Origin of the sequence: Bradyrhizobium sp. HKCCYLRH3097 (assembly GCF_051167875.1) — a bacterium.
Lineage (GTDB): Bacteria > Pseudomonadota > Alphaproteobacteria > Rhizobiales > Xanthobacteraceae > Bradyrhizobium.
Genome location: NZ_JBNPTX010000008.1, coordinates 102234 through 124768 on the forward strand (window position 1 = coordinate 102234; position 22535 = coordinate 124768).

13 protein-coding genes are annotated in these 22535 nt (G+C 65.1%); 4 read left to right on the forward strand and 9 right to left on the reverse strand.

The window, feature by feature from the left end; genetic code table 11:
* Nucleotides 1–71: 71 nt before the first annotated feature.
* From ACQR0U_RS20360 to ACQR0U_RS20385, 6 genes are all read right to left on the reverse strand, one after another.
* Nucleotides 72–413 (reverse strand): cupredoxin domain-containing protein, encoded by a 342-nt coding sequence (locus ACQR0U_RS20360; protein ID WP_315716494.1) that lies wholly within the window; start codon nucleotides 411–413, stop codon nucleotides 72–74.
* A 615-nt stretch (nucleotides 414–1028) separates the two neighbouring features.
* Nucleotides 1029–1808: a cytochrome b/b6 domain-containing protein gene (locus ACQR0U_RS20365; RefSeq protein ID WP_316186068.1), complete on the reverse strand. Its 780-nt coding sequence runs from the start codon at nucleotides 1806–1808 to the stop codon at nucleotides 1029–1031.
* 10 nt (nucleotides 1809–1818) lie between these two features.
* A complete protein-coding gene (locus tag ACQR0U_RS20370; protein ID WP_315716492.1) occupies nucleotides 1819–2097 on the reverse strand; it encodes a PepSY domain-containing protein in 279 nt (92 codons plus the stop codon).
* A 974-nt stretch (nucleotides 2098–3071) separates the two neighbouring features.
* Nucleotides 3072–3680, reverse strand: coding sequence for a DUF4399 domain-containing protein (locus ACQR0U_RS20375; protein ID WP_315716490.1), 609 nt, complete (start codon nucleotides 3678–3680; stop codon nucleotides 3072–3074).
* A 9-nt stretch (nucleotides 3681–3689) separates the two neighbouring features.
* Nucleotides 3690–5159 (reverse strand): formylglycine-generating enzyme family protein, encoded by a 1470-nt coding sequence (locus tag ACQR0U_RS20380; RefSeq protein ID WP_434872231.1) that lies wholly within the window; start codon nucleotides 5157–5159, stop codon nucleotides 3690–3692.
* 32 nt (nucleotides 5160–5191) lie between these two features.
* Entirely contained in the window at nucleotides 5192–10501 is a 5310-nt protein-coding gene (locus ACQR0U_RS20385) for an AAA family ATPase (RefSeq protein WP_434872232.1), read from the reverse strand.
* A 755-nt stretch (nucleotides 10502–11256) separates the two neighbouring features.
* Between ACQR0U_RS20385 and ACQR0U_RS20390 the strand changes: the two genes are divergently transcribed.
* Entirely contained in the window at nucleotides 11257–12264 is a 1008-nt protein-coding gene (locus tag ACQR0U_RS20390; protein WP_316171289.1) for an efflux RND transporter periplasmic adaptor subunit, read from the forward strand.
* On the forward strand, nucleotides 12257–15409 hold the full coding sequence (locus ACQR0U_RS20395) for an efflux RND transporter permease subunit (protein ID WP_434872233.1): 3153 nt from the start codon (nucleotides 12257–12259) through the stop codon (nucleotides 15407–15409). The genes ACQR0U_RS20390 and ACQR0U_RS20395 overlap by 8 nt, the downstream gene beginning before the upstream one ends.
* Before the next feature lie 309 nt (nucleotides 15410–15718).
* On the opposite strand, the gene ACQR0U_RS20400 is transcribed toward ACQR0U_RS20395, so the two are convergent.
* Complete coding sequence (locus tag ACQR0U_RS20400) at nucleotides 15719–16297, reverse strand: hypothetical protein (RefSeq protein WP_316186063.1); 579 nt, start codon at nucleotides 16295–16297, stop codon at nucleotides 15719–15721.
* On the reverse strand, nucleotides 16290–17360 hold the full coding sequence (locus ACQR0U_RS20405; protein ID WP_316186062.1) for a hypothetical protein: 1071 nt from the start codon (nucleotides 17358–17360) through the stop codon (nucleotides 16290–16292). The genes ACQR0U_RS20400 and ACQR0U_RS20405 overlap by 8 nt, the downstream gene beginning before the upstream one ends.
* A 212-nt stretch (nucleotides 17361–17572) precedes the next feature.
* On the opposite strand from ACQR0U_RS20405, the gene ACQR0U_RS20410 reads away from it, so the two are divergent.
* Complete coding sequence (locus tag ACQR0U_RS20410) at nucleotides 17573–18811, forward strand: hypothetical protein (RefSeq protein ID WP_316186061.1); 1239 nt, start codon at nucleotides 17573–17575, stop codon at nucleotides 18809–18811.
* A gap of 182 nt (nucleotides 18812–18993) precedes the next feature.
* Entirely contained in the window at nucleotides 18994–20346 is a 1353-nt protein-coding gene (locus ACQR0U_RS20415) for a transposase (RefSeq protein WP_434872234.1), read from the forward strand.
* Between the two features lie 869 nt (nucleotides 20347–21215).
* Here the strand turns inward: ACQR0U_RS20415 and ACQR0U_RS20420 are convergent.
* Nucleotides 21216–22463 carry an amidohydrolase family protein gene (locus tag ACQR0U_RS20420; protein WP_434872235.1) on the reverse strand — a complete coding sequence of 416 codons (1248 nt, stop codon included), beginning with the start codon at nucleotides 22461–22463 and terminating at the stop codon, nucleotides 21216–21218.
* Nucleotides 22464–22535: the final 72 nt, after the last annotated feature.

Consider the following 22535-nt stretch of genomic DNA (forward strand, 5'->3'; position numbering starts at 1 on the left):
GAGTTCGGCAACCTGCGAAGCGCGGCGCCCGCGGCGTGACGCATCCCGGCATCACGGCGTCGAAGGTCGGATCACTCGATGATCAGCGCGCCCTTGTTGCCCTGATGGAAGTCGTCGAAGAATTCGTAGCGTCCCGGCTTCTGCGCCTTGACCTTCACGACGCCTTCCATGTTGGGCTTGATCACCGTCTCGAACTCCAGGGGCTCGCTCTCGAACTCGACCGGCGCGCCATCCAGATTCTTGACCTTGAACACGATCGGCGTGTTGGCCGGCGCCTTCATCTCCGCCGGCTGAAACTTGTTGTCCTTGACCGATATCTCGATGGTCGTCTCAGCCGCCCCTGCCGGCAGCGCGAACGCCGCGATCAACAGCACGGCGGCTCCTGCTGCCTGTACCTTCCCAAAGAGATTCATGCTGTATGTCCCTGTCCCGAATTCACCCGAATGTGCCGAACGTCTTCCAGCGCTCGCCTGTTTCGACGAGTCTTCGACACTTCATAGAACGACTATAAAGTCCCGAATGCGGCAATTTGCCGTGTCGAAATTTGACAACATCTGTGTGTGCGACAAAGCGCGCGAATTTATTAGTTGTACGGCGTCAAGTCGCCGCGCAAACGCGCGGGCTCGAGCATCGCCGATGCACAGCGCCGAATGACAACGACGAAAATCAGCGGTCACTGCGGTCGGTAGCAGCACAATCGCCTTAGTTCGCATCTGTGCTGATATGAGACACGACAGGTCATGCAGCGCCGTCGCGCGCCGCGAACCACACGAGACTCACGATCGACCGCCTACGCTGCGCACAGCACATGCATGATCCTCATGCGCCCGCTCATCGAGACGAGTGCGAGCGAGATGCACGAAGGGACACGCTCGTGCTGGTCTCACGCGGCATGGACCGCAATATGCGTGTGCGCCCATCCAGCTCGAGCCGTGCGCGGACAAGCCTTGCGCGCACTAGAAATGAAATCAGGCGCGGGCCTGCACGCACATATCGCCGGCGAGCGCACACGACCGATGCCCGCCGTCTCACCTGCCGACCCCCAGCCGCCTGTCGTGAATGCTGAGGGATCGCGGCATACGCGCAGGCTTCGCGGTGCCGGGGGCCGGATTCACGCGCAGGGGCGGCAGATCGGGTACAACGGATACGTGCTCCTCGTCCGCCATCGGCTCGGGCTCCGGGCTCTGGCGTGCGACGCTGCGCGCCACCGCAGGCGCGGCGCGCATGATGCCAGGCACGCGCTTGCGTCCCGTCACCATCGCGCGCATCAAATTCTCCCGCTGCAGCACGCTCATCCACACCGTGCCGAGCACATGCACGGCGATCAGGGCGATGATGGCATTGGACGACAGCGCATGCGCCTGCTCGATCCAGCCGACGCCGAAGAACCGGATCGAGACCTGCATGACGCCGCTGATGGTCGAGACGATCAGAAGCGCAAGCATCACGACCAGCATCGCGGCCCCTGCCGGGTTCAGGCCCAGATAGCGTCCCGTCTCTCCGCGCAACATGCCCACGATGTACTGAGGCGCCGCCCGCAGCTTGAGGCTGATCCGCGCAAACAGCGAATGACGGCTGCCGATCAGTCCCCAGATCAGCCTGAAGGCGAGAAGACCGATGACGGCATAGCCCGCCAGGCGATGCAGGCGATCGAACGTGTTGGGCGTGACGCAGGCGACGAGCACGAAGGCCGCGAGCGACCAGTGCCAGACGCGCAGCGGAAAATCCCAGACCACTACGGTCCCCGAACCCGAGTTCGCCGGCGTCTCGGAGAAGACGCTCCGCTGTGCCTGGCCTGCGTCACGCATGACCATCAGATCACTTCGCCTTGGTGTGCTTCAGCGCGAGGTCTTCGGGGCTGTAGAACAGCTCATAGAGCTTACCGCCCTTAACGCCGTAGACCTCGTAGCAGGTGCCCTCGATCTTGGTCTGTCGAACCTCGTAGCCCGCGGCCTTCGCCTTTGCCTCGGCCTCGGCGGTGGTCTTCCACGACGCCTTGTCGAGCTTGGTGCAATCCTTGTAGCCGTCGGCGAGCGCTGCGGAGCCCGACGCCAGACCCGCCGCCAAGACCACGCCCATCAGCTTGATGACCTTCATAATCAAATCCCTCCTCGAAGACTGCGCCATCGGCGCCAACAGCGCTCGATGCGCAGGCTACAAAGGGGAGGAGATTTCAACGAAACTTGGACATCATCAGCCGCGGCGGATGGCCTCGATCACGCAGGCGCGGCTCGAAACGTTCCGCATCCGGCCGCAATGTCGCTGAGATGCGAACTCACATGCGGTCCCGTCAGGATTGAACCGTGTCGGCAGGCTGCTGATCTTTTCAGGACTCGACAACGCGCGCGGTTCCCCGCGCATTGCAACTGATATTGATTCGCAAGGATGTAGCAGCATCATCGCGAGGCGCATGCGCTTTGCTCCCGCACAAGGCGTGGCCGGCGCTGTGTGCGGGACCACACTCCTGCCCGATTGCCGCTGTGACCATGGTGAGGCGAGAAAGGAACCGACAGCTACAAGGCTGCGACCTTAAGCCTCAGAATTTTTTTTTGAGCGTCGCCATCGTTCGCACGACCGGATCGAGATCGATGGTGGATGATGACGATGCGGCTGCTTGCGCACGCATCGTCCGGCCGTCAAACGCACATCCGTGCGGACAACGGCGCAGCCATCCTGATCCTGGGCGCGGGCGATGCCCTTGCCGACACGGACTGCCGACCAGGATGGCGAGTCGCTGCAGGAAAACGACGTGTCAGATGCCTCGGCAACGACGTCCCCTTTTGCGTCGGGATCTGCCATGGACGCGCGCCAGGACGAGCGGCCATTTGCCGGGTGAGGTGCGCTTGCGCCGCCCAGTGCGGCGCATGCCTCGCGAGCCCTGGCGCGGATTTCGACATGCGTCATTCCATCGCTGCGGCAGGGGCAGGATGATGATGGATCGTCCTTGCCGCCATCGCGCGACAAGCGCCGCCCTCAGCGATGGATCCTCGAGGAGCGAGCGAGCTTGCGTCCCACGGTCGCGCGCAAGGCGACGCGCATCACGCGCCCGGCCGTCGGGAATGGAAGGCTCGTCACTTCGTTCCGGAGAAGACGCGGCTGATGAAGTCGGAGCTCTCGGGCGACTTCGTCATCTCCGGCGACGGCTCGGGCTGGGCCGGCGGCTCGGTTGGTACGGATCGGATCTGCGGTCGGCTTCGGACGGTGACGCTGCGCGTCGCGCGCGCCTCCTGCTCGCCTCCGTTCGGCTTGCTCACCGTGATCATGATCTTCTCGGAGATCACGGGCGGATCGAAGTTGAGATGCCTGGTGTCGCCCAGCACGAGCTGCAGCGTGTGCTTGCCGGGCGACAATTCGATCCGCGCCTCCGTCTCCCCCGCTGCGTAATGAACGTGTTTCTTGTCGCGCGGAATCTCCTCGCCGGCCTGCATCGTCTCGTCGACGTCGACCAGAAGATGATGATGGCCACTGCCGGCGAAATCGTCGCCCGCATGGGTAACGCCCATGTTGCGCAGTCCGAAGCGAGCGATGAAGGGCCCGGTCACCGTCTCCCCGTCCGCAGGAGAGATGAAATAGACGCGGGCATCCTTCGCAGCCTTCGTCCCCTTGGCCGGCGCCAATGACGGCGCGAGCACGAGCGATGCGGTCAGGATGAGGCAGAGTCGCGCAGACCTCGGCAGCATGCAAATCCCCTATGGTGAGAGCGCGATGCGGAAACCCAGGGTCGGATGCCGGATGCGGCCGTCATAGCGGTCGCGGCTGCCGGCCCGCGCATCGGCGGCGCCGTTCTTCCACGATCCCGAGCGGATGACGCGGGCATAGCTACCTTCCTCGAGCCAGGCCGATCCGTCCGCCGGCGCGCCCTTGTAGTTCTTGTGCCAGCTGTCGGCGACCCACTGGCCGACGCCGCCGCCCATGTCGAACAGGCCGTAAGGATTGGCCTGGACGCTGCCTATCTTCGGCGGCTGGTCGGTCTCGGCGTCGCCCGTGCCGTTGCAGCCCTTGCAACTGGCCATGCCGGGGCGCATGCGATCGCCCCACCAATAGCGGGTGCGCTGGCCGCCGCGCGCGGCATATTCCCACTCGGCCTCGGTCGGCAGCCGGAACGACTTGCCGGTCGCCTTCGACAGCCAGGCGAGATAGGCCTGCGTGTCGTCGTAGCTCAGGTTGGTGACCGGACGATCATCCGCACCGGCCGCGATGTCGGCGCAGCTTGCCGCGGCGACACACTGCTTCCACTCGCCGATCGTCACGGGATGCTTGCCGAGCGAGAACGGTCGCACGCTGACCTGATGCGCCGGCTGCTCGGACTCGTCGTCGCCGCCCATCGCAAAACTGCCACCGGCGATCGCAACCAGCTCAGGAACGCGCAGCTTCGGCCCGGCTTCCGGCGCCGGCGCGGGCCGCGGAATGGCTGCCGCGTCGGATGATCGCGCCAGCGTCGCCTCGAGTGCCGGAGCATCCTGGCGCGGCGCGATGAAGGCGCTGGACGGCGATCGCGCGGCGTCCTGGCGCGCGCCGGCGGCTTCCAGCAGGATCCGGCGCGGCGGAGGCAGCGGCGCGGCGGACTGCGCCTCCTGCTGCGAGCTCGACGATCCGGCCGACCCAGGCGGCGCCTGAATCAGCAGCCTGATCTCGCGTAGCGGCAACAGCACGCCGCCGAGGAAGACGATGCCGAGGACCACGACGCCGAGCGCTCCGCGGATCAGCTTCTTGCGCGCACCTGCCGCCGGTGCGAACACGGCCTTCAGCCGGCCGCCCTCACCCGCCTCCTCCTGATCACCGTCGCTGCCGTCGTCCCATCTGTCTGGAAGGGACGCCGCCGGCGCGGGTGACGGGCGCACCGGAGAGACTGGTGCAGGTTCTCGTCGAGCCGCACTCTCCGGCTCTGCGATCTCCCATTCGGCATCGAGCGACTGCTCGAGCGCGCCGCACATCATCAGCAACAGCCCGCCTTCGCTCTTGCCGGTCCACCGCTCCTGCACCTCGGGACACTCGACCTGATCCTCGACGCGCAGGAAGCTCGGCGGACGCATCGGGCTGAGCGAGACCTGCACCGTGCGGCCGCAGCGCCGGCAGGCCACCGCGCGGGAATCCTCCGGCAGCGCATCCTCGGCGAGCTTGGGAGCCCGCAGCCATTGCAACGCTGAACTCTCGCTCATGCTGTCCTCGCTCGTGATGCCCGCCAACCCCGTCACTGACCCCAGCTGGCGAACACGTCCTTGAACACGCGGTCGCCGTCGGATCCCTTCTCGATCGACAGCAGCGCCCGGTTGCCGCCCTCGTAGACGATCGGAATGTCGAACCACTGCTTGCCCTTGAGAAGCATCAGGTTGCGCTTGGTATCGACCTCGTTGGCCGACAGCGCGACCATGAAGTATTTCGGTGTCACCCGGGCGGTCTGGGTCACCAGCGCCGTCCCGCGCTCGGCCTCCTCGCCCTTCAGGCCGATGCCCCTCAGGCTGGTCAGGCCGCTGACCGACTGATCCGGCCAGTCGAACTTGAGCTCCATGATGTGACTCGCCGGCATCTCCATGTCGGCGTTCCGCCGCAGCGAGATCGTGGCCTTGGTGCCGTTCTCGATCTCGATCTCACCCTTGATCGCCGGCGCCGTATCGAGTCGCGGCCCCTTGGTCTGCTCGATCGACCAGGTGACCTTGCCAGGATAACGCTTGCCCTTCGGATCCTGCGGATCCTCATGATAGAGGAACGCCTGCGCCGGCGTGCTGACCGGCACGCTCATGCCGACCGTGGCATGCTCCTCGGCCGCGGCGACAACCACCGGCTTGGCCTCAACCACCGGCTTGGCCTCGGGCGTGATCCGCTCTGCACTGACCTTATGGGCGCCCGGTTCGCTCGGCAGAGCCGACGCTGCCGTCGCACCGCTCAGGGACAGCTGGATCCATTCCGACGCGCGCTCCCAGGACACCGCCGCACCGACGACTGCCAGCAATCCGGCCGCGGCAAACGCCATCACCCGCCGGCTCGGCCGACGGCGGTGTGGTGCCGCGGCGTTCTCCGTCGCCTTGAACGCCATCGCGACGAGGGAGGGATGAATCTTGATCTCGGTCGCCGGCGCTGCAGAAGTCGCAGCAGAGGCTGTAGCCGCAGCAGCGGCAGCGGGCTCAGTGGTGGCAGAAGCCGCTGCCGCAGCGGGTGTCGCAACGACGGCAGGCTTCACGGGCTCTGCCGGCGCGGCGCCCGTGGACTCCGCCTCGATCTCCGCTGTGACCACCTTTTTTTCGGCAGGGCGCTGCGGCACCGCAGCCCGATCGGCGACGATGACCGGCGCTTCAGTGACGGCGGCCGCGCTCGGCTGGGTCGGCTCGACCGTGGCCGGCTGCGCGACGGTCGGCAGCTCAGGCGGAGCCGCAGTCACAACCGGCGCCACGATGTCCGCGGCCGGCTGGCGCGGCGGACGCCGGCGCAGCACGCGAATCTCCGGCGCGGGCTTGGGCGCAGCCACGCGGCTCTCGGCACGCTGCGCTATCGCGGGCGCGCCGGCGGCAGCCGTGACGATGTCCGTCCCCGAGCGGCGAGCCATCGACAGATATTTCGCGACGGTGGCGATCTCCTCTTCGAGCGAGTGCGTCGTGAAGACCTGCCGTGGCTGCGGCCGCTGCTTCGGCGCGGGCGCTGCCGCGCGGGCCGGCCGCGGCAGCTCGGCGGCTGGTGCATCGGCCGGTCTGGACGTATCGGCGGGCAGCAGCGAAGCTGTGACCGAGGCTGCCTCGACGCCGGCAGGGCGCGCGCGCAGCTCGATCATGCGATCGGGAAACAGGATCGCGGCGAGATCGCGCAGCGAGGCACCCGGCATCAGCAGCCGCCGCAGCGCTGGTGGAACGCGGCGCAGCGTGTTCGTCTCGGTGCGTTTGACAACAGGATCGTTGCGGCCGGCTTCGACCAAGGCTCCGTCGTCGTGACGCTCGTCGCTGATCAGAACCTTGCGGGCCCGCAGCATCGCCGTCAGTTCGCGCAGATCGGAGCGCGAGGCGTGGTCGACGACCAGAAGATCGAAGGTGCCGATCCGGGCCGGCAGCAACTCGGCGACACGCCAGGCCGGCATCACGTGACAGGGAATCTCCTCGAGCCAGCCGTCGAGAGACCTGCGCGCAGCAAGCCGAAGTCGGCGTGCGGTCGGACCGGAGCAGGCCGACGCCATCTTCTGCATCGAGTCCCTGAACCGCCTCACCGCTTGCCTGACGGCGACGCCCGCATTCTGCGCGATGCCCAGCGACATGCGGGCGCCGATCACCGCTTCGAACAGGGCCAGCGACCGCGTCTCCAGCCGCGCGCGCTGAGCCGCGAGGTCATGCAGCAGCTGCCGCTCCTCCGGACTTTCGATCCGCATCAGCACGGCCCAATTCCAGGCCGCCACCCATTCCGCGAGCGTCGCCGCATCCTTCGCCTCGCCCGCGCCCGGCGCGGACCGCAGCCGCTGCGCCAGACTCGGCGCGCCCGCTGCAGTCACCATCCGGCAGGCGGTCCTGACGAGTTCGTAGTCCGGGCTGGCCTCGCGGATCTTCTCCATGGTCGCGAGAATGCCTGTCCACCGCGTTTCGAGCTCCTGCGGCTCCGTCTCGGCGTCACCGACCCGCGACAGCACGTTCTCCTGAACGGAGACAGCGAGTTCTCCCGCCCGGGCGAACAATTCGCCGAGGCGAGCGAGTTCGATCAGCGGTCCCGATACGCGCGTCATGACGGTCCGAATCGCCGCGCCGAACGCGGCCAGCCGCTGTGCATCGGCCAGCATCGCCCTGACGTCGCCGTCCGGCACCGACAGCTTGGAGCAGGCATCGGCCACGCTGCGGACGGCGAGCGCGGCCGTCACGATGGCGGCCTCGACGCTCTTGACGATGTGCTCGAGGTCATCGAACGCCCGCGCCGATTCCAATTGAAGCGCGGGTGCACCGATCTGCGTTGCGATCGACGTCCAGCGCGCGCGCAACGCATGCAGGTCGTGGCGCCACAGCAGGAAGCGCCCGACATATTGCCAGTCCGCCGGCTTCGACGGCGCGGCACCGTCCACCGTGATCGCTTCGACGGCGGCCTTCAGCGCGCGGCGCGAGGGCGAGAACCGCGCGAACGGCTTCTCGCCGGCCGCAAGCCGCTCGACCACGCGGATCGCGTCCCTCCTGGTGAACGCCTCGACCGGCGCCTGCACCTGGCGCCTCGCGAATTCGGCGCTCCGCGACAGCTGGAACGACGCATCACGCGCCCACCCCACGACCTTGTCGAGACCTGCGGGAGCGTCAGCCTTGGCGGCGCCGAGCGGCGACAGCCGCGCGAGCCAGGTCTCCTCGGCAATGGCGCGATGGCCAGCCACCAGCGCATCGAGATCGGCCGCCAGGCGGTTGGTTGCGTCGAGCCCGAAGGTCGCGATGGCGTCGAGCGCGAGATCCTCGTCGCGGCCAGCGTCCGACGTCAGGCCTGCCTGGTGCTGCAGCTCCGCGTGCAGACGCAGGATAGCGGCGGTGTCGGGAAGCGCCGCGAGCTCCGGCAACTCGACATCGATGTGCTTGAGATCAGCGGCAAGCCGCAGCCGCGCCTCGCGTGCATTGTCGACCGCCGTCACGAGCGGGTCGGTGGCCGCGAGCAGGTGCTTCGGCCGGTCGGTGAACCAGGCATGCGCGTCCTGCTCGCCGATCAGCGCCTTGAACAAATCGAACGGCAGCTCCGGCAAGCCGCCGGCGAGCCGCAAATTGCGCCGGACGATCTCGGCGATCTCGTCGTCGAGCGATGCGATCTGCGTGCGCTTCGAGATGATGTCGCGTTCGAGCCGGCCGATCTGACCGACCTGATCGCGCAGATTTGGCGTATCCAGGATCGATTGCAGCCGGCCCGCCAGGGCTTCGGCCTTCCTGAGCACGTCCTTGTCGGAGCCGGTCGAGCTGACGGTCAGCTCGCGAATGGCCAGCGGCAGCTTCTGATGCAGCAGCGAAAGTGCAGCCTCGTCCCTGGACACGACGAGGACGCGCGAGCCGAGCGCGAGGTGATGGCAGACGACGTTGACGAGCGCAGTGATCCGATCGTCGCGTTCGACAGACTGGACCATCAGGCCATCCGACCGCGACAGTTCGCGTACGACCTCGACATCCTCCGCGACAGCGGGCAGCGGGAAGAACAGATCGCCCTGCTCGACCGCAGCAGGCTTGGGCGCAGGCGCAAGGTCGATCGGGCCGCCGACGATGCCGGACAGGTGCCGGCGCGCATTGGCGTGGCCACGTCCATCCGGCTGCGAGAGCAGCGCGCTCACGGCTCCCGACAGGCAGCACTCACTCTGCGGCGCATGCTCGATGGCGTTCTTGAGACGGTCGATGTCGCGCAGGGCGAGGCTCTCCGGCCGCCGCCGCGCGGATATGACCCAGCGTCCCGACGTGAGCGCGGCCTCCGAGGCCTCCATGGCCGGCGCATCGTCCGAAGACGCGAATTTGCGCGACGTCTTGTAACCGGACTGCGCGCCTGCGGCGCTCAGGATCTGATCGAGGCCGACCGGCGTGAACGGCGACAGCTCTGCGCGCTGCTCGAGCGCCTCGACCAGGCGATCCGGCTTGTCGCGCACGGCAAGCGCCACGTCCGGCGCCACGGCATCGAGCGCCCTCAAATTGACGGTTGCGCCGACGAAGCGCGGCCGGACCCTGACCTCGGCATCCGGACGCGCAATGATCTCGATCTCGACCGCGCGCTCGAACAGCGGCAACTCGAATTCGCGCCCGCCCTGCCGCCACGATGACAGCGCGATGCCCCACATGACCTCGATCGCCTGATCGTCGCGGGCCGTGGCCGCCATGTCGCGCAGCCGCTGATGGATCGCCATGGTCCGGCGGCGCATGCGCTCGGTGTCGGCCCAGGCGGTCCATGGCCCGCTGATATAGCGCTCGATCCGCTGCACGAGGTCAGGACGCTGCTCCAGACGCAGCCGTCCGGTCCAGGCGCCCAGCGCCGGGGCGGGCGAAAAATCCTCGGGCCGTGCGTGGCGGGCGAAGGTGAGGCGGTTCTTCTCCATCTCATCGACCGTGACCACGATGCTCTCGTGCGGCGATGGACGACGGTCGGGCTCGGACGACGGCTCGACCCAGATCTTGAGATCGTAGTCGATGGCGGGGGGCTGTGTCGCAGCAAGCGCCTCGACGGCGAGCCACACCGGACCGTCAACATCGAAGGTATTGAGCACCACGCCCGGCAGACCCGCCAGCTCCTCCTGGTCGAGCGCGAAGCCATGATCGTCGGCGAATGGATGATCCGGCTGCCGCTCCGCCGGGGAGCCCTCGGCCCGAATGATCTCGGTCAGACTGCCGAGCACGTCCTGCAACGGCTCGACGACCGATCCCGTGCCGAGCGCTTCGCTCGTCGAGAACGCCCAGGCGTCGGTCGGCGACTGCGGCTCCAGGGCCGCCGCGCCGATAGCACCAAGCAGCCGCATGCCGTGATCGGCTGCACTGCTCTGCGCCTTGCGATCGCCCGCGCCGGCCTCGTTGGGCCGCACATTCACCAGCTGGCTCATCGCACAGATCCTTCTCTGAAGTCGGCCGCGACGTCGGCGGGAGCTCGGCGAGAGGCTGACCGACAAGGATGGCCCTGCGCGTGATCGCGGTGCGCCGGGCGATCGAAGGGTGGGTTCAGAGTGGACAAGCTTGCCTCGCTGCAACGTCGACGGAACTCCCGACTCGTTGCGGAGGGGTATGGCGAAGTGAGGTCACATCAATGACCCGACAGGTAGATGAATGTGACGATTCTCGCCCCTGTCGGGGAATCGGGAAAAAATCCCGGGTCATTCGATGAGGAAAATCGTGCCTAACAAGTTTGTTAGTCTCGGCTTTTTGTGTAGCGCGGCGCGCGTGGCCGGCAACAAGCTTGGGTTGCGGACGAATACGCTGGAATGTGTCTAAGAATACTTCTAACACTCAAGAAGAAATATCCCGACGCATGCCGAACGCCCGATCTCCACGCCGCAGCGCGGCTGCGGTCCATGTTCGGCCACGAACCCGCCGCGCATGCGGCTCGCTTGCAAGGCAGGCGCCACAAGCATTGGCGCCTGCGTGCATCGCGCTGCGCGCTCCCCTCCGCAAGTACCGGGATCGCATCCGACGGAAACGGCGCTGGCAAGCGATAGCCGGACAGAGCCCGGGGAGTTGCCGGATCCGACGCGACCGTCCTGCAGCGAGCGCTGCTTGAAACACCCGCGAAGCTGAAGTAGCTGTTGTTGCAGCGACATCAACGTCATCCAGACGTTTCCCCGATCGATGGGGCTGGGACTGCATGGTGAGGCAACGGACAAGAGCTGCGGCCGCATGCGGTGCCGTGCTGTTCACGGTGGTTTCCCTGTCGTCGCGCGCGCAGGCGCAGTCTGACGGCGCGGCAGGCCGGGAGCCGGCAACGGTCAAGCTTTCCGCAACGCAACAGAAGCAGATCGGACTCCAGACCGCCGTCCTGGCGGCGGAATCCCATCCCGAACAGTTTCGCGCCTACGGCACGGTGCTGGACGTCGCCAGGCTGACCGACCTGACCAACAACTACGCCAACGCCCAGGCGCAGCTGCAGACGGCACAAGCGAAACTCGACGTCGCAAGACTCGCATTCGAGCGCGCCCGCGACCTCGTGCAGTCGGCGGCGATGCCGCGGAAGGATGCGGAGGCGGCGGAGGGCACGTTCCGGACCGATCAAGCCAGCCTGGCTGCCGCCGAATCGCAAGTGAAGACCCTGATGGCGACGGCGCGGCAGGAATGGGGCGCGGTCATCGGAAAGGGCATCATCGAGCGTTCGCCGCAGGTCGTGCAATTGATCGAACGCGAGCAGCTGCTGGTGCAGGTCACGCTGCCGCCCGGCGTGACTCTGGCCGCGCCGCCGCGCGGCGCGCTGGCGCAGGCGCCCACCCGCAGCGCCAACATCGATCTGCGCTATCTGTCGGCTGCGCCGCGAACCGATCCGCGCATCCAGGGCGTGAGCTATTACTTCGTCGCCGCCGGCGACAGCGGGCTGCTGCCGGGGATGAACACCACCGCCTATGTGCCCTCGGGCAAGTCGTTCGACGGCGTGTTCATCGAGGACACCGCGATCGTGCAATGGCAGGGCCGCTCGTGGGTCTATTTGCGCGCCGGTCCCGAGATCTTCAAGCGCCACCCGATCCGCACCGACCAGCCAGTGTCCGACGACGACTATGTCGTGCAGGACATTCCGTCGGGCTCCGAGATCGTCCTGCGCGGCGCGCAGGTGCTGTTGTCGGAGGAGGCCAAGAGCGAGCTGCGCGGCGGCGGCGACGATGATTGACGGCGTTCGCGGCGCCGCGGCCGGCCCCCAGGCGGCGCTGATCTCGTTTGCCATCCGCTTCCGCGGCATCGTGCTGGGGGTGGCCTGCACCATTCTCGGCTACGGCATCTTCTCGCTAGGCAGCGCCAATTACGCGGTCTTTCCCGAATTCGCGCCGCCGCAGGTCTCGATCCAGACCGAGGCTCCCGGGCTCAGTCCGGAACAGGTCGAGGTGCTGGTCACGCAGCCGATCGAAACCGCGATCAACGGTCTCGCGGGCGTCGAGAGCATGAGGTCGTCGTCGATCCAGGGCCTGTCGGTCATCTCGGTCATTTTCCAGCCCGGCACCGAGGTGTTCCGGGCGCGGCAGCTGGTGACCGAGCGGCTCGCGGTCGTCGCCGGTAGCCTGCCACAGGGCGTGCGGGCGCCATCGATGACGCCGCTGGTGCCGGCGGCCGGCACCGTGCTGGCGATCGGGCTGACCTCCGAGCAGCGCTCGCTGATGGATCTGCGCACGATTGCCGATTGGACCGTGAGCCGACGGCTGCTGGCCGTCGCGGGCGTGGCGCAGGTCACGACCTATGGCCGGGACGTCCGGTCGCTGCAGGTGCAGGTGCGGTCCGACGACCTTGTCCGCTTCGGCGTCGGCATGAACGACGTCGTCGCCGCCGCGCGCAAGGCCACCGGCGTGCGCGGTGCCGGCTTCGTCGACACCGCCAATCAACGGGTCATCCTGCAGACGCAGGGCCAGTCGCTCACACCCGAGCAACTGGCGCGGACGGTCCTGCTGCACCAAGGCGGCGCCAGCGTGGTGCTCGGCGACGTCGCGACGGTCGTGAACGCGCCGGAACCGCCGATCGGGGGCGCGCTGATCAACGGCCAGCCCGGCATCATGATGATGATCAGCCAGCAGTTCGGCGCCAACACGCGCAACGTCGCGGCGCGCGTCGAGGCCGCGCTGCGGGATCTGCGCCCGGCGCTCGACAGCGAGAAGGTCAGGCTGCACGCCGATCTGTTTCGTCCGGCGACCTTCATCGACGCGGCGACGCAGAACGTGCTGTACGCGCTGCTGATCGGCGGCGCCCTGGTCATCATCGTGCTGTTGCTGTTCCTCTATGACTGGCGCACCTCCGTCATCAGTTGCACCGCGATCCCGCTGTCGCTGTTATCGGCCGTGCTGGCGCTGCAATGGATGGGACAGAGCCTGGACACGATGACCCTTGGCGGCCTCGCCATCGCGATCGGCGAGGTCGTCGATGATGCCGTCATCGGCGTCGAGAACGTGGTGCGCCGGCTGCGTGAGAACCGAGGCCTGCCGTCGCCGCGCAGCGAAGCGCGCGTCATCTACGATGCCATGCTCGAGGTGCGCGGCGCGGTCGCCTATGCGACCTTCGCCGTGCTCCTGGTGTTCGTGCCGATCCTTGCGCTGCCGGGCCTCGCTGGCCGGCTGTTCGGTCCGCTCGGCATCGCCTACATCCTCGCCGTGGTGGCCTCGCTCGTCGTCGCGCTGACGGTCACACCGGCGCTGTCGATGCTGCTGCTGGCCGGCCGGAAGCCGCGCGAGGAACGCGAGCCGCCACTGGTGCGCTGGTCGCGCGGCTCCTACGAGACGCTGTTGCGGCGGTTCGGCCGCTTTCCCAAATCCGTCATGTTGACGGCCGTGCTGGTGACCGCTGGCGGCGCAAGCCTGGTTCCGTTCTTCGGCGGCACCTTCCTGCCCGACCTGAAGGAAGGTCACCTGATCCTCCACGTCTCGACGCTGCCGGGCACCTCGCTCGACGAATCGCTGCGGCTGGGCACACTGATCGCCGGAGCCCTGCAGGGCGTGCCGGAGGTCCGCAGCGTGGCGCAGCATGCCGGCCGCGCCGAAGCCGGCGTCGATACCGCGGGCACGCATTCGAGCGAGATCGAGGTCGACCTGAAGCCGGGGCTGTCCGGCGAACAGCAGGAGCTGGCGCAACAGCGCATCCGCGCCGCGCTCGCCAACTTCGCCGGCATCAACCTGTCGATCAAGACCTACCTGACCGAGCGCATCGAGGAGACGCTGTCCGGCTTCAACGCCGCCGTGGTCATCAACGTGTTCGGCCCCGATCTCGACGATCTCGAGCGTGCGGCGCGCGACATCGCGCGCGAGCTCGGCGAGGTCTGGGGCGCGATCGACATTCAGCAGCAGTCGCCGCCGGGCATGCCGCAGGTCAACGTGACCTTGCGCCCGACCGACTTGCAATCCTGGGGCCTGGATGCGGTGGAGGTGCTGGAATTGATCCGCACCGCCTATCAGGGCGACGTCGTCGGACAGGCCTATGAAGGCAACGTGGTCTTCAACGTCATCGTCAAGCTCGACCCCGATGCGAGCGCCCGCCCGACCGAGATCGGCAGCATGCCGATCCGGACGCCGAGCGGCGCCTACATTCTCCTGAAGCAGGTCGCGGACATCTACGGCACCGCGGGGCGCTACGTCGTGCTTCATCGCAATGGGCAGCGCGTTCAGACCGTGACCGCCAATGTCGCCGAGCGCGATCTCGAATCCTTCGTGGCCGCGGCCAAACGGAAGATCGCCAAGGAGGTCAAGCTGCCGCCGGGCGCGCATGTCGAGTTCACCGGCGCGGCCGAGGCGCAGGCCAAGTCGCGGCGCGACCTGCTGGTGAATTCGCTGCTGGCAACGATCGGCATCGTGCTGCTGCTGTCCTTCGTCACCGGGCACTGGCGCAACCTGGTGCTGGTGCTGATCAACCTGCCGTTCGCCTTCGTCGGCGGCGTCATCGCCGTCGCATTGACCGGCGGCGTGCTGTCGCTGGGCTCGATGGTCGGCTTCGTGACGCTGTTCGGGATTGCGCTGCGCAACTCGATCCTGATGATCTCGCACTACGAGCATCTGGTCGTCGTCGAAGGCCGCGCCTGGAATCTGGAGACCGCGATCGCCGGCGCCGCCGACCGCCTGGTGCCGATCCTGATGACCTCGCTGGTGACCGGCCTCGGCCTGCTGCCGCTCGCCCTCGGCGCCGGCGAGCCGGGCCGCGAGATCGAGGGGCCGATGGCGGTGGTCATCCTCGGCGGACTCCTGACCTCGATGGCGCTCAACCTGCTGGTGCTGCCGACGCTGGCGCTGCGCTTCGGACGGTTCGCGAGCGGCGTGCACGCCCGCCGAGATGTCGCGGCGAGCTGATCGTGGGCGTTAGACGTCCGCGACGTTCGCCGCACGTGGCTGCTCGACGCTTCACCGTGCGGGCCGGATGAAGGAGATTAACTTCCGACCCGTGTTGACGAGCTTGCCACTGGTCAACTGCAGACCTCCGCGACCGAGTCTGCGGCGTCCGCATTCAGCCCGAAACGGACGTTGGCCGACTGCTCGTACGAACCGAAAGTCTCACGTCGCGCAAATCTAACATGCGAAAACTCAGACACAATTTCGGGATTGACAGTGTACTTACCTCAGTGAGGTGCGCCCAGCACAGCACAATCACCGGAAACGCCGCTAGGCTTTAGGCTGAGGCGGTCTTATCGGCTTGGGTATTGGCGGAGAAGTAGGGCACGTGCTTATGGCCATCATCCCGGCTTCGCGCGCGACCGGCGAGAACTGCGTGGCCAAGTAAGATGATAGATAGCTGCCAAACTGCGAATAGCGATAAAGGTCGTCGGCGACCTGCCGAATGGCCGGCAACGACGACTTGAATACGGTCGTTCGGCCGTCGCGGCCCATGCTGATAATGGCGGGTTCTCGCGCTTTACCAACCGCCATATCGACCACATTGCCGTGAATGAGGGTGTTGCGATTCTCGGTCAGCGCCCGCATGCCTTTGATGTACATTTCGATGGCGCGCTTGGCGTCATCTTTCCATTCACGCATCTGAAACGATCGGTCGAGAATGGTGGCCCGTTCGGTAGGGTTAATCCGAGCGCAGAACACCGCAGCCTGATTTGTCGAAATATTCGAGACGGCCGATAGCATGTAGACGTGTGTCGTTTCGAATCTGACGTAATTGATGTTCATCACGCCGAGCGCATGAACTACGTCCTCGTTCGCAACTTCGTAGGACGGCCATTTCTCAGTCATCGGCTTCTACCGGCTTATGGCGACTCCTGATGCGGGCCTGATCGATTTTGCCCTGCTTCATCGCCCGGTATTCCTCTTGAGTGAACATGACGGTCGCTATAGCGGCTTCGATGTCGCTTTGGTATTTTCCGTAATCGTGCATGTGGCGCCAATGGGCGTCGTAATCCGTCTCTCCCTCTTGCTTGACCGTTGGAGGTGGCTTCAGGTCGAGAAATGAGGTGAGGGCCATCCGGTATAAGGGCGCCGTATAGAGGTGCAGAGGTCGTTTGCCTGGCGCCACAATCAACCGCATGGGGTCAATTGGGTTACCGTGCATGAAATCATTCCGAGCATGGTACATGGCGCCGTAGAGCCATACTGGGAGCGTTCTCTTGGGCTGGCCAGACTTGTACTTGTGTGGCTCAAAACTCGGATCAGCATTGTCCGACAGATGCCACTTGGCCCCTTCCAACAGGTTGTAGACCTGATCGGATTGTCCATCATCGGTTAGGATCTCGAACGCGCTGGCCCACAACGCGATCGAACGGCCGAGATCGTAGATAGTCACCTCGACATTGCCGGGAAGTGCTGCCGCCGACATCGCCATGTTGAGGGAGCGAAATAAGGACGTATTTTCCTTCGATGGCGTCTGACTGCCAAAGCGCTCAATCCAGCGCGCCAGCAGAGCCTCCAAGATGGGCCGGTCGACCATTCTCGGTTCGAGGTACATGTACGAAATTCCGGGTGAGGTCTGTGCCTGAAGAGCCTTAACCTCATGCCAGCCCGTCTGAGCCATACTGCTCATGACGAGACCTTCGTACTTGTTGTCGACAAGCCACGGATAGAACGCAAACCAGTTCGCGTATTTGATGTTGTGGTTGTTCTCGAAGCGCAGGACGTGGGCCCACGAGTAGGGAATTACAGACATGGCAATCGCATCTCTGAAGCCTGCCAGCGCCTCAGCCGACCTATAAAGGTCGAACCTGTCCTTATGCACCAGAATGACGCTAGGGGAAATCTGTTGGCCAAACTCGGTGGTGAAACGGTTCAGGTAGATGGCGAACTTTTCGTGGTCGGTGGCCAAAGACCGGAGCCTACCGTCATGCAGGGAAACAAGCGCAACACCGTCCACCTCGATTGGTTCTTGAATCGAGATGTTCGGGAGAGTGAACATAGGTACCCAGTCGTCGGGTGTAGTTTCTGGCATCGTATGACCGCGACTTGAAGGGCTTGCCAATATCACCTTTCCCGTGTGAACGATAGATCGGAAAGTGGCGGTTGGTGTTGGAGGCCGAGATGAAAGTCTTTTGGTCATGGCAGTCCGACCATGACGGCAAGATCTCGCATTACCTCATCAGGGATGCACTTGAGGCGGCTATCGAAAAGCTGAAGCTGCCGAAGGACATCGAGGAGCCTTCGGAGGCCGAGCGTCGCGCAAACCTCGAACTTGACCACGATACAAAGGGAGAGACCGGCTGGACGGATATCGCGGACTCGATTTTCAAAAAGATCGATAACAGTGCCGTATTCGTCGCCGATGTTACGCCTGTCGGGAGAAGCAGATCTGGCAATGGGCGTCGGAAGCCGATAATGAACCCAAACGTCGCTATCGAATTGGGCTACGCAATCAAAGCACTCACTTGGTCGAGTTGTCTGGGTGTGATGAACCTGGCCTACGGCAAAATTGATGATTTGCCGTTTGATATCCATCGGACGCGGTCATGGCCTGTGACATACTCCCTCAAGGAGGGCGCAACGAAGGAGAACATTGACGCCGCTAAAAAGGGTTTGGCGGAGGCGTTCTTCCTGAAGCTCCGTCCTATCCTGTCGAAGGCAACCGAACAATCCATGCCAGGATTCGAGCGCGTTCAACCAGCGCGACCGCCCGCTTTTTGGTTCGCCAAGGGACGCTCGGTAGGCGTGCGCGGGACGACCCCATACACGATGCCGTATGAACGAGCGCTGTTCCTCAGGGTCATCCCAACAACTGCGCCGAAGTTGATCTCGCACGAAAAAGCCGGCCATATGGCGAGTAAGTACGGTTCATTCGACGAATTTGGCAACTTGTACATCCTTCGGAATGAAGACGGCGCGGCAACGTGCGAATTGAGTGATGACATCAAAGTTGAAAGTATCGCCCAGTATTTTTGCACAGGCGAGGTTTGGGGCATCAACGCCGTCATCCTCAGAAACGGCGAAAGTCGCCAGTTCAACTATATGGATATGGCCAAGATCGAGGAGCTGTTTCGCAAGAAGTTGCCCGTCTTCATTGAGGCCATCACACATGACGGCAGGGTCAAGCTCCCGATAACGGTGGTTGGGGGAGTTATGGGGGTCAAAGGCTGGTCGATCCTGTTTGGGGGAGTGCCTGTGTCGGGATACTCCCGAATGATAAAGGGCGATGTTGTTCATGAGCGCACGCTGAATGTTGTCGATCAACCTGCACTCGATGAATATCTGCTGGGACTGTTCGAGGCGATATTCGAGGCGTCAGGTAAGCCAAGGCCGGACAGTTTCAACGGCTTTCCAAGATGAGTAGGCTGTGTGCATAGGTGAGTTGCGCGCCATAGAATGCGATCGAATCATGATCTTCTGAGGTGAGCCTGGTACGAGGGTCTAGTCGACGTCCGCATTTCGCCGATTTCGTTGAAAAAGTCAGCAGTTGCGACGCAGAGATATCGGTGATTCAGTCTGTCTAGTGGGCAGGACTGAAGGTCATGATGGGGCATCGGCAAGTCGAACAGGCTGCGTTGTTCTATGAGTTCTCGCTGGAAAGGCACATCCCAGCCGACCACCTCGTGCGGTCGATCGATAGGTTCGTCGACCTTGAGGACTTACGGCGGGAGCTGGCGCCGTTCTACAGCAACATCGGGCGGCCCTCGATCGATCCGGAGCTGATGATCAGGATGCTCTTGATCGGCTATTGCTTCGGCATCCGATCGGAACGGCGCCTCTGCGATGAAGTCCATCTCAATCTGGCATACCGCTGGTTTTGCCGGCTGGGTCTAGATGGAGGCGTCCCCGATCACTCGACGTTCTCGAAGAACAGGCACGGCCGCTTCCGTGAGAGCGATCTCTTCCGTCGCGTGTTCGAGACCGTCTTGCGCCGCTGCATCCGGGAGCGCCTGATCGGCGGCGAAGGGTTCGCAGTCGACGCGAGCCTGATCAAGGCGGATGCCAATCGGCAGAAGGGAATCGAAGGCGATAAGAGGCTTCCGCCGGAGGCTGCGGGTCGAGCGATCGACGAGTATCTTGCCGTTCTTGATGATGCCGCGTTCGGTGCCGCGACGGAGGTCACGCCCAAGTTTATATCGCCCTCCGACCCGGCGGCGCGCTGGACGGGAGCGCACGGCGGCCAAGCCTTCTTCGCCTACTCGACGAACTATCTGGTCGACGTCGAGAATGCGATCATCGTCGATGTCGAAGCGACCACGGCGATCCGCCAGGCAGAAGTATTGGCCGCCAAGCGCATGATTGAGCGTTCAATCGAAAGGTTCGATCTTTATCCAAGCCGGCTTCTCGGCGACAGCGCCTATGGCTCCGCTGAGATGCTCGGGTGGCTGGTCTACGAGCACGGGATCGAGCCGCACGTGACCGTCTTCGACAAGTCGGCCCGCACCGACGGGACCTTCTCGCGTGAGGCGTTCACCTACGACCATACCAGGGACGTCTATCGCTGCCCCGCTGGCAAACCCCTCACCACTACAGGGACGCTGGTGAACAACGACACGACGGTCCTCTACCGTGCGAGCAAGCGCGATTGTCAAGCATGCTCTCTAAGAAGCAGGTGTTGCCCCAACACCCCGGCTCGAAAAGTGCCGCGCTCGATCTACGAGGGCGCTCGCGACATGGCACGCGAGATCGCAAGCTCATGGGAAGGCCGCACTTCACGCCGGCTCCGCAAGAAGATTGAGATGCTGTTCGCGCATCTCAAGCGCATCCTCAAGCTAGATCGGCTGCGACTAAGAGGGCCGAACGGCGCACGCGACGAGTTCACCCTCGCTGCAGCCGCTCAGAACCTTCGTAAGATGGCCAAGCTGATCCCGATGCCCGCGCTGACGCCCGCGTGAACCACACCGCGCCAATTCGTCCTCGAAACAGATGGCGTTCACGACGAAACTACTGCCGACTTTTTCAACGGAATCCGCCCTTCTCGGACCTTCCGGCCGCCGCCAAAGACGTCGGCCTGCTGGGCTTGAGCGGATATGCTTCTCGAGACTCGTGCGGGCCCGGAGCCAGGCGCGCACGACCGACAAGTAGACCTCTGATGCGATGCGCCCAAAATCTGATTTCACTCACCGCCTCAAGCACATCACCCTTGTCCAGTCCTCCCACGGAAAATATTCTACTTTCGTTTTTCAGAAAAGCATGATTGACTATGCGCATCCCGTCCCGCCATGAGGGGCGCTTCGCGATCGTCACGAGACGTGGGTGCGGGATGCGGTGGGTGCATTGGATCGCAGCGCGAGCAATCGTGCGGACGAACGAGCCCGATGCGCCGGCGAAATCGTAGGGTCCTGGCCTCCCGGTGCTGAGGCCAAGCGGACGGGGATGATGATCCGTTCGTGACGGGGGCAAGACAGCCGGTCCCCGGGGAGAGGACGTATAAGCCGCCCAACCATCGCGCGGGGAATGCCGGGATGTCTCGGCTGAACCTGTGGTACCTGCCGCCTGCATTTTTTTCGCAGGCGGGCCATGGGGGCGGCCAGCTCCCGGCATTCCCTGCGCCCTCTTCGTCGATGAGGGCGAAACGACCCGCGCAACTCGGACGCACGGAGCGCCGCGAGGCCGAATGACTGCGTTCCAAGAAGCACTCATCGCAGATGTCGGCGCCCGCAGCGTCGAGGCGGCGGAGAGACGATGGACGTCCCGCATGACAGCGCGCACAAACGCTGGGACTGTCGACCATTGGCCCGGTGGATTTCGGCGCCGAGTTGCCTCAGCCGTTCAGCCGGTCGATGTGCACCTTGCCGGCCTTCATCACCAGCGGAATGTGATCGCCCTGGCCGAGCAGGCACGAGACGTCGCGCAGCGGATTGCCCTTGACCACGAGCAGGTCGGCGAAGGCGCCGGGCGCGATGCAGCCGAGCCTGCCCTGCATGCCCAGCACCTCGGCGCCGATCACGGTCGCGCTGGCGATGACCTCGCGGGCGCCGAGGATCTCGGCGCGGATCCGGAATTCATCGCTCTGCAGGCGCTGGGACGGTCCCAGGAGATCGCTGCCGAAGCCCATCTTGACGCCGGCGTCGCGGTAGATGCCGAGCGAGCGCAGGCCGGCATCGCGCACATCGGCGATCTTGGCGACGCTCTCCGGCGGCAGGCCATACTGCGCGCCCTCATTGGCGAGCGCCTCATAGGTGACGAGCGTCGGGATGACATAGACGCCCTTCTCGGCCATCAGCCGCGCGGTCGGAAGGTCGACCAGATTGCCGTGCTCGATGGTGCGCACCCCGCAATGGACGGCGCGGGCGATGGCTTCCGCCGTGTAGGCATGCGCCAGGACGTAGGTCTGCCGCGCGCGGGCCTCGGCGACGATGGCGCGGATCTCGTCCTCCGAGTAGCCGAACGCACCGACGGGATCGGTCGGCGAGGCCACGCCGCCGGACGCCATGATCTTGATCTGGTCGGCGCCCATCTGCAGCTCCTCGCGCACCGCCTTGCGCACCGCATCGACGCCATCGGCCACCCGGGCCAGCGCGCCGACGCGCACGCAGCAGGGACAAGGGGCGTTGTCGGAAAGGAAATCCGTCCGCGCCCGCATGTCGCCATGGCCGCCGGTCTGGCTGAGCGCCCGGCCGGACACGAACAGCCGCGGGCCCTCGGTGAGGCCGGTGTCGACGGCCTGCTTCAGCGGATAGCCGGCGCCGCCGGCGTCACGCACCGTCGTGAAGCCCCGCCGCAGCATGCCCTTGAGCAGCAGCGCCGAGCGCAGGGTCACCAGCACGTTCGGCATCTGCACCTGTTGCGCAAGATTGAGCTCGACCGCGATCGCATGCACGTGCAGGTCGATCAGGCCGGGCATCAGCGTCTTGCCCTTGAGATCGATGGTCTGATCGGCGCTCGCCCGCAGCGGCTGATCCGACACCTCCTTGATCAGATGGTCCTCGACCAGCACGTGCTGCCCCTCGAGCAGCTCCGGCTGCAGCGGGTCGAGCAGAGCGGCATTCTTGAACAGGATGGTCGACATCAAGGTGTCCTCGATCGGAGCGAAGCGTGCGTCAGCGGGCGGAGCGGGCCGACGATGACGGTGTTCTCCCCT